This is a genomic window from Deinococcus multiflagellatus (genome assembly GCF_020166415.1).
Classification (GTDB): Bacteria; Deinococcota; Deinococci; order Deinococcales; family Deinococcaceae; genus Deinococcus; species Deinococcus multiflagellatus.
In genome coordinates, this window is record NZ_JAIQXV010000001.1 from 450,462 (window position 1) to 463,505 (window position 13,044).

Annotated in this window: 7 protein-coding genes; 4 read left to right on the forward strand and 3 right to left on the reverse strand. The window is 64.1% G+C overall.

All coding sequences use genetic code 11. The features are described 5' to 3' along the window. Positions 1 to 3: 3 nt before the first annotated feature. Positions 4 to 504 (reverse strand): tetratricopeptide repeat protein, encoded by a 501-nt coding sequence (locus K7W41_RS02130; RefSeq protein WP_224604205.1) that lies wholly within the window; start codon positions 502 to 504, stop codon positions 4 to 6. Positions 505 to 592: 88 nt separating this feature from the next. Here K7W41_RS02130 and K7W41_RS02135 point away from each other — a divergent pair, with 88 nt between their 5' ends. Then, complete coding sequence (locus K7W41_RS02135; RefSeq protein ID WP_224604206.1) at positions 593 to 1,543, forward strand: nucleoside hydrolase; 951 nt, start codon at positions 593 to 595, stop codon at positions 1,541 to 1,543. 55 nt (positions 1,544 to 1,598) lie between these two features. On the opposite strand, the gene K7W41_RS02140 is transcribed toward K7W41_RS02135, so the two are convergent. Next, positions 1,599 to 1,994, reverse strand: coding sequence for a Mov34/MPN/PAD-1 family protein (locus tag K7W41_RS02140; protein WP_221090390.1), 396 nt, complete (start codon positions 1,992 to 1,994; stop codon positions 1,599 to 1,601). A 405-nt stretch (positions 1,995 to 2,399) separates the two neighbouring features. On the opposite strand from K7W41_RS02140, the gene K7W41_RS02145 reads away from it, so the two are divergent. Beyond that, complete coding sequence (locus K7W41_RS02145; RefSeq protein ID WP_224604207.1) at positions 2,400 to 5,675, forward strand: FtsK/SpoIIIE family DNA translocase; 3,276 nt, start codon at positions 2,400 to 2,402, stop codon at positions 5,673 to 5,675. 639 nt (positions 5,676 to 6,314) lie between these two features. Continuing rightward, entirely contained in the window at positions 6,315 to 8,006 is a 1,692-nt protein-coding gene (locus K7W41_RS02150) for a fasciclin domain-containing protein (RefSeq protein ID WP_224604208.1), read from the forward strand. Positions 8,007 to 8,103: 97 nt separating this feature from the next. Here K7W41_RS02150 and K7W41_RS02155 read toward each other — a convergent pair whose 3' ends face one another. Next, complete coding sequence (locus tag K7W41_RS02155) at positions 8,104 to 9,393, reverse strand: transposase (RefSeq protein WP_224604209.1); 1,290 nt, start codon at positions 9,391 to 9,393, stop codon at positions 8,104 to 8,106. 427 nt (positions 9,394 to 9,820) lie between these two features. Here K7W41_RS02155 and K7W41_RS02160 point away from each other — a divergent pair, with 427 nt between their 5' ends. Next, entirely contained in the window at positions 9,821 to 12,667 is a 2,847-nt protein-coding gene (locus K7W41_RS02160; protein ID WP_224604210.1) for a PA14 domain-containing protein, read from the forward strand. Positions 12,668 to 13,044 lie beyond the last annotated feature (377 nt).

The window sequence follows — 13,044 nt, forward strand, 5'->3', positions numbered from 1 at the left end:
GGTTCAGGACGCGGGCTCGACCAGATCCCGGGCGTAGTTCGTCACCGAACGCTGGTAGCGCGGCAGGTGGCGGGCCAGGGCTTGCAGGGCCACCGCCAGGGCTTCGCGCTCGCGGCCCATCTCGGAGAGCGCCAGGGCCAGAAAGGCGTCCACGGCGCTGTCCAGGTGGTCCGGGCCTTCCGCACGTTCGGCACGCAGCAGCGCCAGGCTTTCAGGCGCCTGGCCCAGGTTGCGCAGCGAACTGGCGAGCTGAATTACCGCGCGGCGCCGCCGTTCGCCGGTCAGGCCCAGGCTCAGGGCGCGGCGGTACAGGGGCACGGCCCGGTCGGAATGCCCGGTGGAATCAAAGGCGGCGGCCTGCTCGAACGCGGCCACGGCGCTCTCAGACGGCAATTCGCGCAGCAGCTCGGCCATCTGGGCCAGAAAGTCGGCCTCGTCCAGCCCATCCAGCGCGCGCCACAGGGCGGCCAGGCGAACTTCCCAGGCGTTGGTGGGTGGGGTCATGCCCTCCACCATAGGGAGGCGGCGCGGCCCCCACATCGGCCGGATGGCGCAGACGGGCGGACGCCGGCTTTTCGCTATGCTGCCCCCCATGACCCGCGTTCCCCTTCCCGTGATTCTGGACGGCGACCCTGGCCTGGACGACGCCGTGGCGTGGCTGCTGGCCCTGGCCAGCCCCGAAGACGCCGAGGTGCTGGGCGTGACCACCGTGCACGGCAACGTGGGCCTGGACCTGACCACCCGCAACGCGGGCGTGGTGCTGGCCCTGGCAGGCGAGGCGGGTGCCGGGGCGCGCGTCTACCCTGGCGCCGACCGGCCCCTGGTGGTGCCAGCGGTCACTGCCGCCGCCGTTCATGGCGACACTGGCCTGCCCGCCGAGAACCTGCCCGAGCCCGCGCGTCCCCCGGAGGCCGAGCACGCTGCCCTGTTCATCATCCGCACGGTGCGCGAGCGCCCCGGCGAGGTCACGCTGGTGCCCACCGGCCCGCTGAGCAACGTGGCCCTGGCCCTGCGACTGGCGCCGGACATCGCGCCCCTGATCCGCGAGATCGTCTGGATGGGCGGCAGCACCGCGCAGGGCAACCGCACCCCCGCCGCCGAATTCAACGCCCTGGCCGACCCCCACGCGGCGCAGATCGTCTTTCAGGCCGGCGTGCCGCTGAAGATGGTAGGCCTGAACGCCACCATGCAGTGTATTGCCACGCCAGACCGTGTGGCCGCGCTGCGGGCCCTGGGCAACCGCGCCGGGGCGGTGTGCGCCGAACTGCTGACCTTCTACGCCGGGGTGTACCAGCGCCGCTACGGCATGAACGGCGGCGCCCTGCACGACCCGCTGGCGGTGGCGGCGGCCCTGCGCCCAGAACTGCTGGACTGGCAATCCATGAACGTACAGATTGAAACCCAGGCCGGCCTGAACCTGGGCCGGACCGTGTGCGACCTGTACGGCGTGACGGATGAGCCCGCCAACGCCCAGGTGGCGATGGGCGTGCGCGATGAGGCGTTTTTCGGGTGGCTGCTGGAGCGAATCGGGCGTCTGGGGTAAGGAGGCGGGCAGCGGTACACAGGGAGCGGTTTGCCTGCCTCCTGCGCACCGCTGCCTACTCCTCCACCCCCACCTCTTCCCCCCCCGGCAGCAGGTACGCCCGGAGCGTGCCGGTGCTGAGATCCGCAATCAGGTAGGGCACCGGATAGGCGGCCAGCGCCTGATCGGTGGCGCTGGGCCCGGCCGGACCGCGCGGGTGGCTGTGATACAGGGCCACAAGGTCCAGCCCCTCGGCCTGCATGGCCCGCCACGCCCGCAGCAGGTGGCCGGGATCTGCCAGATACGCGCGCTCCGGCGCCGGGTCAATATTGGGCAGTGGATACAGCGTCTGCGCCGCCCAGGTCTCCCCCTCCTGCCGTCCCCCCAGCACGCCCACACACTCACGCGGCGCCTCCGCGCGGGCATGCCGCCACACCTCACGGCGCAGCACCTCCGGCAGCAGCAAGCGCATACCCCGCATTATGCCCCCCAGCACGAAAGAAATGGACGGGGCTAGAAGGCCCACCCCCATCTCGCACTTGTCTTGATCTCTTCAAAAGTAAAACCTTCTAGGCAGCGCCAAGTTCCTTTGCCCCACCACCGCCCAGGTCCAGACGAGGCCGTCGTGCGCGAAGCGCGCGGGCCATTGCGCGTCACCAGCGGATGGCGTCGAAGCCGGACACGTTAACGGATAGAGCGAACCCGCCAACCCCAGTAGAAACTCTTGCCCAGTGCGAACGTCGCTCCCCCCTGCCCCTCTGGGGTAGGGGGGCTGGGGGGGTGGGGCCACCCAGGAAGCGCCACCTCACAACCCAACCCCCCGAAACACCGTCCTGGCCGCCAAGCACACCCCCCCATTTGAGCTACACTGCCCCCTATGGCGAAGGCGAAAAGGAGGGCCGCTCCGGTCAGTCAGTTCGATGGAGAGGCGCTGGGCCTGGTGCTGTTCGCTCTGGGGATCTTTCTGGGGGTGACAGTGTTTCTGCCGCAGCCAGAGGCCGCCCCCGATCAGTTTATGGGGCAGGCGCGGGCGCTGCTGCTCTCGAACCTGGGCTGGGCCGCGTGGCTGCTGCCGGTGGTGCCGGTGGCCTACGGCACCCTGGTCTTTCTGGGCCGCGACCTGCGCAACCTCACCCGCCGGGTGCTGGGCGGCGCAGTGGTGGTGGTCTCCCTGCTGGCGCTGCACGAGGTGGCGCAGCCCGGACAGGCAGGCGAACTGGCCGCGCGGGTCATGGGGCCGCTGCACGCCGTGCTGAACGTGCTCTCAGCGCTGCTGCCACTGATCACCCTGACCCTGGGCGCCGAGCTGATGCTGCGACTACCACCCTTCACGCTGCTCAAAGGCTTTTTCCGGCACACCAGCGTGCTGCTGGGCGGCGGCGCGGCGCAGGTGCAGGGCGCCCTGGAAGCCCGGCAGGGCGGGCGCGAATCGGCGCGGGCGCGCACCGAAGCCCGGCAGGGCCTCTCGGCACTGGGCCGCGAACTGGACGACCTGCGCCGCCTGCGGCCCGAAGACGCGGGCCTGCGCGACCTGCAGCAGGAGCTGCGCGCCGCCTCGCGCGAGGTGCGCGGCCTGGACACGGCCGGGCTGAAGAACCTGGAACGCGATCTGGCGGGCTGGCGCACCCTGCTGGACACCTTTGTGGGCAACGCCGCGCGCGACCTGCGCGAAGAGGTGGCCGCCGAGGCCCCCGAGGCCGGCGCCCTGAGTGAAGCCGCCGCCAACGAGATCCGCGCCGGGCGCCACGAGCTGAGCACGGAACTGCCCAGCACCCAGGCGTGCGGCGCCCTGGAACGCTGGCGCCGCGCCCTGGTGGCCGAGGCCCAGCGCCTCGCCGTGCGGGCCGGACGCCTGGAGCGCGAGCGCAAGGCCGCCGAAAAAGCCCTGAACAAGGCCGACAGCGCCGCACTGGCCCGCGAGTGGCCCGCCCACCGGGCCCGGCGCGAGGAATGGACCGCCCTGGCCCGCGAGGTCACGGCGTGGCGGGGCCGCGCCGCCGCCTACAGCGGTTGGCCGGAACTCACGGCCGCCTTTGACCGCGCCCCCACCGAGGTCGCCACCCAGCTGGCCGACGCCCTGAGCACTGACCCCGAAGGCACCCTGATTGACCCCGCCGGCTGGCGCGCGGTGCTGGCCCAGGCCCAGGAGGAAGCGCGCCGCCGCGTGGAAGCCATGACCATGCCGGTCTCCGGCCTGCCCGCCCTGGACTTCGACTTCACCAGTGACTTTGCTGGCGCGGTGGCTGGCCCCAGCCCCGAATCCGCCACCGCCCCGCTGTGGAGCCCCCCGGCAGGCGCGCGCGCGGCCGTGGTGGCGCCGCCCGTGGTAGAGCAAGCCGACGAGATCCGGCCGCTGGAAACGCCCCACCTCGACCCCAGCCCAGACCGAGCTGCCCCCGCCGCTGGGCCCCGGCCCCCGGCTATCACCCGCCCGGCCCCGGTGCCCACGCCGATGCCCACCCCCGACCCCGATCTGGGCGAACTGCTCCAGGGCGCCCCGGACGGCATGGACCCCTTTTCCGGCTGGGAAGACGACGACCTGCCCTTTGGGCCGCCTGCTTCGGCGGCCCGCCCGGCAGCTGCCCCCACCGCCCCCTGGGAAAGCTCCGCGCCGGAGAAAACGGTCCCTAAACCCACCACCCAGCTCCCCCTCTTCACCGGCGAGCCCAACCCCAGCCCCCGCCCGGTGCAGGGGGCACTGCCGCTGGCCCGGCCCGATGAGCGGCTGCTGGACCCCATTCCGGCCGCTGCGCTGAACACGGCGGCGCTGGACATCTCGGCGCGGCAGCGCGCGGGGCTGATTGACGAGACCCTGCGGCACTTCAACCTGCAGGCGCGCGTGGTGGACTACGCCCGGGGCCCCACCGTCACCCGCTACGAGATCGAGCCGGCCCCCGGCGAAAAGATCAGCCGCATTGCGGGCCTGTCCAACGACCTTGCCCGCGCGCTGGCCGTGGGCGGCGTGCGCGTGGAAGCCCCGGTGCCCGGCAAAAGCGTGATTGGTCTGGAAGTGCCCAACGCCGAGCGCGAACCCGTGACCTTCCACCAGGCCGCCGACGCGCCCAGCTTCAAGAACACCCGCGCCAAGCTGCCCATCATCCTGGGCAAGAGCATTGACGGCGAACTGATGGTGGGCGACCTCGCCAAGATGCCGCACCTGCTGGTGGCGGGCTCCACGGGCTCGGGCAAATCGGTGTGCGTGAATACGCTGATCACCAGTCTGCTGTTCAAGTACCTGCCCACCGAACTGCGCTTTCTGATGATTGACCCCAAGATGGTGGAACTCACGCCCTACGACGGCATTCCCCATCTGGTGCGCGGCGTGGTCACCAACCCGGTGGACGCGGCGGGCGTGCTGCTGGGCGCCGTGGCCCACATGGAGCGCCGCTACAAGATGATGAGCCAGGTGGGCGCCAAGAACCTGGAGCAGTTCAACGCCAAGATGCGCCAGGTGGGCGAAACGGAACTGCCGCACCTCGTGATCATCATTGACGAGCTGGCCGACCTGATGATCACCAGCCCCAAGGAAGTGGAATCGGCCATCATGCGCCTCGCCCAGATGGCGCGCGCCACCGGCATGCACCTCGTGCTGGCGACCCAGCGCCCCAGCGTGGATATCCTGACCAGCCTGATCAAGGTGAACGTGCCTGCGCGCATTGCCTTTGCGGTCAGCAGCAGCCACGACAGCCGCACGATTCTGGACGCCCTGGGCGCCGAGCGCCTGACCGGCATGGGCGACATGCTGTTCTACCAGCCGGGCCTGATCAAGCCGGTGCGCCTGCAGGGCCCGTACATCAGCGAGGTGGAATCCGCCCGCATTGCCGATGAACTGCGCCGGCAGGTGTTCGAGGACACCTTCGTGGAAGCCTACGGCTCGGACTTTGAGGGTGGCGTGGAGGCCAGCGGCCCCAGCAGCGACAAGACAAACATGGATTTCTCTGATCCCCTGCTGCGGCAGGCCGCGCAGATCTGCATTGAGGAAGGCCAGGGCAGCGTGTCGCGCCTGCAGCGCCGCCTCTCGGTGGGCCACGCGCGGGCCGGAAAGCTGATGGACATGCTGGAAGCCATGAAGATTGTCAGCAAGCACCAGGGCAGCAAACCCCGCGAGGTGCTGATCACCGAAGCCGAATTGCCGGAGTATTTTGGCCGCTGAGTGGGCAAATGAGTGGGCAAAGCGGGCAGCGCACGTCGGCTTGGCGCCTGCGCTCTCCAGCACGTTGCCTGAAGTGCCAGCGTACAGCCAAGCGGACCATGACTCGCTGCGGGGTCCGCTCAAGCTGGGCGAGGCGAAAAGGCCTCTGTTGAATGCAACACCTGCCTGCGCTGTGCTGCGCTGATCCACGCGTGCCTGTTCCTCTCCCCTTTCAGGGCAGGCCGTCACCTCATGGGCTTCCTCCACCGCGTTGTTCTGGTGCTCGCGCTCTCCAGCTTGAGCCGGTCCCGCTGGAGGAATAGAGGACGACGGGTGAGCAGGTGAGGTCATCAGCCCCCAACCACGCCCAAGTGACTGAACAGCTAGGACGGAACCTCTTCGGGCGCGCTCCGTCGCCCCGCTGACAGCAGCTATTTCTCTGCCGCCGCACCTGCGTCTCGCTCCTCCCCCACCGTCCTCCCCTCTGAATCCTCAACAAATTCTTCAGGTCATGAATTCAATATGAGATTGACCATAACAGCCCTGTCTTTTTCATTTACATCTCTTGTCTCAATTCTTCCAAAAGTTGCTTTTACAGGCGCCTTGGTGAAGATTAGGGGCCGGATCAGCAGTTCAATATTTCTTTTCGAGGTGATGTCCATGAAGAAGCAGACCAGCTTTGTCACGCTCAGCCTGATGCTTGCCACGCCCGCCCTTGCCGGCGGCGCTGGTGCGCCCGTTGCCGCTCCTGCCAGTGGGCCCTGCCGCAGCATTGCGCAGATCGTCATGAGCGACCCCAACTTCAGCACGCTGGCGACCGCCGTGGAGGCCGCTGGCCTGAGCCAGACCCTGATGGGCGGGCAGTACACGGTGTTTGCCCCCACCAACGCGGCGTTCGCCAAGCTGCCCAGCGACACGCTGGCCATGGTGCTGAACGACGCCACCATGCTGCGCAACATCCTGCTGTACCACGTTGTGGCCGGCAAGGTGAGCGCCAAGCAGGTGATGGGCATGTCCTCGGGCAAGACCCTGCAGGGTTCCAGCTTCCTGGTGACCAAGATGGGCAACAAGGTGATGATTGACAACGCCACCGTCACCCGCGCGGATGTCGCCGCGTGCAACGGTGTGGTGCACGTGATTGACACCGTGCTGATGCCCGCCTTGGACACTGCGATGACCCCGGCCCCCGCGCCGGCCCCAGCCGCCACCGTGACCACGCCTGCCCCAGCCCCTGCACCTGCGGCCACAGCACCGGCCACCACGGCGCCAGCCGCTGTCGACGTGCTGCGTATTCCGGCCACCCCGGTGAGCGTGGGCACCACCACCACGACCAATACGACGACCAACACCACGACCACGACCACCACCACAACGACCACCGATACCAGCGCGACCACCGCCACCACTGAGGTTTCCACCAACACCCTGTACGACCTGATTTCCAATGATGAGCGCTTCACCACCCTGCGCGACCTGCTGAGCGACGCCGAACTGACCGACCTGCTGATCAGCAACGAATACACGGTCTTTGCTCCCACCAACGAGGCCTTTGAGGCGGTGGACCCCGACACCCTGGCCCTGATTGCCAGCGACCCGGAGACCCTGAAGGCCGTGCTGCTGTACCACGTGGTCGGTGGCCGCGTGGCCGGCGCCCAGCTGACCCAGGCCGGACAGCTGCGCAGCGAGCAGGGCGCCAGCCTGGACGTCACCCTGAACGGCACGGACTCCATGATTGGCGACGCCATGGTGACCACCACGCCCATCCAGGCCAGCAACGGCTTCATTTACCCCATCAGCGCGGTCCTGCTGCCCCCCGATCTGGTGCTGCCCCAGCCCCCCACGGGCGACGCGACCACGACCGACACCACCGCCACGACCAGCACGACGGCGACCACCACCATCACGCTGGCCCCGGCCCAAAACGGCGCCAACCTGCTGGAAGTGCTGAGCCAGCCCCAGTTCAGCACCCTGCTGAGCCTCATCCAGCGCGCCAACCTGCTGCCCAGCCTCACGGCGGCCGACGTGACCATCTTCGCCCCCACCAACGACGCCTTTGCCAAGGTGCCCCAGGCCACGCTGGACATGCTGCTGGCCGATCCCGCCAAGCTGGCCCAGGTGCTGCAGTACCACGTGGTCACCGGCCGCGTGGTGGACCAGGGCCTGAACGTGGCGCAGCTGCGCTCGGTGGAGGGCAGCTCCATTGACCTCATGATGGAAACGGGCGGCGGCCTGCGCGCTGGCGTACGCAGCGGTGACACCATCACGGGCGGGATGGTCAGCACCCGCGCCGATGCCGGCACCAGCGTGGTCTACGCCATCGACACCGTGCTCATCCCCCCCACCCTGCGCTAAGACCTACCCTTCACACTGGCCCCGCCTCCTCTGGCGGGGCTTTTTGATGGATAGGGTGAAGCCGAGACTTCGCCGTTCGCGTTGCACGGCTATGAGGCTACAGCGCAGCCGTCGTGATGGAACGCCCTCTGACACAGCGTCCAGCCGGCCTCAGGGGCTGCACCAGCACTTCCGCTTTTCCAGCCAACTGCCGCTCAATGGACCGTTGCGTCCTCAACCGGTAGTGCGGGCGCTGCCAGCGACGAAACGCCCGCGCCGCCCGCTCAGCGGCATTGTTTGTCCCCTGCCAGGTTGGCTCACTCAAAAACGGCACCAAGTGCTCGAACTTGCCAGCCAAACGCTTGACCAAGCCGCTCAGGGCGGGGTCAGTCTGGAAGCGTGGGTCCTTGACCCACGCGTCGAAGTATTGGCGACTCTCTGTCACGGTTGGGCGGGCACCATCCGGGCGGCGCCAGAGCGCCGCCCAGCCTTCGACCAGGGCCCGCACCGTGCGCAACTGTTCGCCTAACGGGGACTCCACGAGCACGGCAAAGCGCGTACGCTGCTCTTCTGTCCATCGGGCCACCTGCCCCAGGAGCCAGCCTTTGTGCCCCATCAGGCTGTTGCGCACCTGCCCCACCTGCGCCCAAGACGTCCATCCCGGCGGGGGTGGACTGGCGGCTTCACTCGACAGTCCCTCTGCTGCACCTTCCGCTGGCCGGGGACCGGCCAGCCACTTTTTCACCGTATTGATGCCATGCCCAGTGAGGCGCACGATGGCCCCCTGAGACAGCCCGGCTTCCCGCAGCCGGAACACCTCGTGAATGGCCGCGGTTTTCCGCTGGGCCAGTGGTGAATCCTGATCGCGCGCCCGGCCCCGCACGGAGGGCTTCTTTGTGGGATTTATCGGCGGGGCGGGTAAGCTGCGCCTCCAGGTGCGCAGCACTTCACTGAGCCGCTCATGCATGTTTTTGGCTACATGGAAGAGGCAGCGCTGATGGGCAACCTCTGGCCAGACCTTCGTGACCACCGCTGGATACAAACGGCTTTCATCCGTCACGAGTTGGCGCGGGGTGATGCCTTGGGATTTCAACTGCTGGAAAAAGGCTTCCAGGTGCGCGGGTTGCAGGTGATCCACGATCACCTGCGTGGCCAGAAAGGGCGCTGGGCTGTGCGGGTCCACCGCCAGGAGAATGGCTTTGTCCCGCTGATACACCTCATCGACGCACAGCACGCCGCTGAAGGTGTGGTGCTGGGGTGCGGCTGACGGTTCATTTCTTGGCGTGTGAAACCAGCGCCGCACCGTGGTGGCCGACGGCTGGACCTGAAAGTCGCGGGCCAGTCGTGCGGGAGTGCGGCAAAACGGCACACCGTCCACTTCAACGGTTTGCAGGGCCTTGTCAAACACCCGCTGCGTGTACGTGGCGCCCTTGCGCAAAAATGGGGGCTGAGCGCGGAAATACCGGCTGCAGGGGATGCACCGGTGGACACTGACCCGCACTTGGAGCACAGCGGGTGTGTCCAAGTGCAGGTCGAGGGCGGTGCGGGTGACGTCCCAGCGGCGTCTGGCCTCTTGCCCGCACTGCGGGCAAGGGGCCACCTTCGTACTGGCGTTAAGCTCCTGTGGCACAGCTAGCCAGCATGCCAGGGCCAGCAGGTGAGGACAGGGTCGAACCCCAGAGTTCCAAGCAAAGGGACCCCTCCGGTAAGGCAGCTGGACAGTTCCTGTCCAGCGTGATGGGGGTATTCCACATTTGCGCCACATGAGAAGAAACGGTTCTATAGCCTGACCTGATGCCAGGCGCGAGACCCGCACCTGCGCGATCAGGAGGCATATGTTCGGAATGAAACTCCCGCAGTGGCGCACCGCCCTGCTCGGCCTGTTGGGGGCCAGCAGTCTCGTGGCCTGTGGCCAGAACACCCCCAGCCCTTCTCCAGCACCTAGTGCGGAGGTGGCGGTCGAAGATGACCTGAACAGTCAAGCGACCGCCACCATTGGCCTGACCGGTGTGTACTACAACAACGCCGATTTCACCGGTACCACCGTGACTAAGGTAGACGCAACCATCAATAAGTCCTGGGGGACAGGTCGCCCTGTTACAGGGATTGATCCTTCTACATACAGCGTGCGCTGGACCGGTCAGTTGACCGCCGCCAACTCAGAGATCTACACCTTTTTCCTCACCTCTTCTGGGAGTGTTCAACTCTTCGTTAACGGACAAATCTTAGTCAACGACCAAAGTGAACATGCTTCTCGGACCGCGACTGCCACGCTACAACTCGTTGCCGGGGAGAAGTACGATATTCGTCTGGACTACTTGCGTGACAAGTCCAGCTCAGGTGCAGTTAAGCTCGAGTGGCAGAGTGCGAAGCAGATACGTCAGATCGTACCTGAAAGAAATCTTTTCAATACGGGCTTAAATTCCGATAGAGCTATAGCGCTCTTAAACAATGATGTACAACTTAAGTCTTATAAAATTGCGCTGGATCCTAATATGATAACAGGCCAGCTTGATGGTAGCGGATATGGACTCTTCGGTCGAGAGTTATCCGGAAGAAACTTCATTAGTGCCACATTTGACTTTAAGACAAATACAGTTAAAAATATCATCGAATACATGGTTGGTGTTGATCAAAAAGTCATTATTAAAAATTTGAAGAGCGGAAGGCAAGTCGATCTAGGGCTCTATTTACAGTACATGAACGAATTAGGAGAAAGCACGCTACCCCAACGACAACTTTTATTAAGAAGGATAGCCCCTGTTTTCTTTGATGACCCACATGTTATAGAAGTGATGACTTCCTCAGCTCAGGGTTTGGGGGTTCAATCTCTTAGGGGGCGCTGCGAGGCGTGTGCCGGCGATATCGAAAAATTTATTACAAGTGCCTCCGAGTTTTCTGCTCGCAAAGCATACGAAATTTACGGTTCGGTCAAGGGCATGCCTGGCATGTCAGTCCTAAGCTGGATGGGGAAGATTGGTGGGCAGGCCTGGAACGCCATTGGACCTAGAAGTCGCGATGCAGATGCCGCCGCCGCACATGCCAAAGCGGTCTACGACTGCACCAAGAAAAATTGTCCGCCCGTCGCGGAGCAGGTCACTTTGACCCCTCAACCCCTTCGCTTGAAGGTCAAACAGCACGGCACAGCAACGCTGACATTTAGTAATAGAGCCAGCGCGCAAATTGATCTTGATTACACTGTTACAGTCTCTGGAAATGGAGGTTTCCTGACACGCTTGACCACCTCAGGCGCAGGAAGTGTTGCTGCAGGTCAGGCAGGATCGGAAACAATAGATGTTGAGTGTCTGAGTTTAACGACGCAAGGGACGCTCACGGCCACCCTTCAGAACAGCGTGACCGGAGTAATTTCGACAGCATCTGTGCAGGTCACTTGTGAAGGAAATACGCTGATCTCAGATGTGCCAGGCATTGCTATCCAAGCGCCTGTTGGGCAAACTGCGAGTGGGAGCATTACATTTGGCAACATTGGCGATCAGTTGTTAACCGTGTACGCAACCTCGACTGACGGTCTGACTGTGACCCCCACAACGACGCAGGATGTCCAGCCGCAGCAAGAGGGCAACATCACCGTGAGTTACCCCTGCACGGCGCCCCTTAAGGATGTGCCATTCACGGTGAGCCTGGTGTCGAATGCGTCGAACAAGCCTTCTCCGTACGTTGTGCCAGTGCAAGTCACTTGCATATTAGGTAATCCCAAACTCCAAGCCCCCGACCAGCTGACAATCTCCGCCCCCGTCGGCCAGACCGCTTCTGGCAGCTTCGAGATCAGCAACGTGGGTGACCCCGGCTCCGTACTGAACTACACCCTCACGCCGAGCGGCGGCTTGAGCGTCAGCCCGCAGAGTGGGAGCTTGCAGAAGGATGAGGTAAGCACAACCAGCTTAAGTTATCTTTGTAGCACCGTCGGTACGAATTCCTTGGACCTATGGGTTAACACGCAAAATACATCAGATGCTAAATTAATTAAAGTGAGCGTGGAATGCAAAGAGGAAGCTCCAAAACCTTTGCGTTTCACCAATCCAGCGCCCTTGTATGGTGGATACCTATTGCAAGCACCCCCTGCCGCTGGTCAAATCCATTTGACTAACGACAACAATATTGCCATGCAGGTGTCTCTTAATAATGCCAACTATATACAAGCGTATGGTGGCATATTTAAAATCACCTCCCCGCTAACATTCTCTATCGCACCAAAAGGTTCCACCTCAATTAAATTTGACGCTCTGTGTCCACAACTCCTATGGGGCAACGATGGAGTCAGGCAGGACAGCCTGGACGTAACGTATACTATAAATGGAACATCTTCAAAAATGAACCTACCCTTGGAGGTTTTCTGTATCTATCCAGGCAGTGCAATGGCGGTTCACGAAGTCGTCTGGGTTAGTACTTATACATTCGATGGATATGCTTACGGTGGCCATTATACACCTGCCTACGACAAGGGTTTGGGAATTAGCGGTCGCGTTCCTGAATACATTACAACCAGAGAACATGCTATTGCCTGGGTTAAGGGTCAATTACAGGCGGGCAATAGTGTCAAAGCCAGCGAGTGGTATAATAACTGTCCAAATTACCCCAACTCAGTAGACACACTCCCTTGCGCACTTAACGATTGGCATGATTATCTAAATTTCTATAAGTCCAAACACAACCTCCCTTGAAGAAAGCCGGGCCTGAAGGCCCGGCTTTCCCATCACTGGCAAGGTGCTCATTACCGCTTGCGCATGTGGAGGTCCACTGACCAGCGCCTGGCTGAGAAAGCGAGAGGAATAGTTCAGCTCCTGATGTCGGCTGGACGATGGCTCAGACGGCATTCCACTACGATGGCTGCCCCGTAACCTCACGGCTGTGCAACGCGAACGGCGTAGTCTCGGTGAAGCCATGTTTTGAGGTGGCCTCGGATGCCATCGGCGGCGCGAAAGTGCAGCCGAGCCCACTCGATGAACACGGCTTTTTCCTCCTCCCTGCCTGGTCGAGGTGACATGAACAGGCGGGGCGGCAGCTTTCAGCACTGCGCCTTCAACGGCCTGAGACACGG

Coding starts and splice junctions, on each gene's coding strand:
- K7W41_RS02130 (WP_224604205.1), bottom strand. CDS start 504: ATGACCCCACCCACCAACGCCTGGGAAGTTCGCCTGGCCGCCCTGTGG.
- K7W41_RS02135 (WP_224604206.1), top strand. CDS start 593: ATGACCCGCGTTCCCCTTCCCGTGATTCTGGACGGCGACCCTGGCCTG.
- K7W41_RS02140 (WP_221090390.1), bottom strand. CDS start 1,994: ATGCGCTTGCTGCTGCCGGAGGTGCTGCGCCGTGAGGTGTGGCGGCAT.
- K7W41_RS02145 (WP_224604207.1), top strand. CDS start 2,400: ATGGCGAAGGCGAAAAGGAGGGCCGCTCCGGTCAGTCAGTTCGATGGA.
- K7W41_RS02150 (WP_224604208.1), top strand. CDS start 6,315: ATGAAGAAGCAGACCAGCTTTGTCACGCTCAGCCTGATGCTTGCCACG.
- K7W41_RS02160 (WP_224604210.1), top strand. CDS start 9,821: ATGTTCGGAATGAAACTCCCGCAGTGGCGCACCGCCCTGCTCGGCCTG.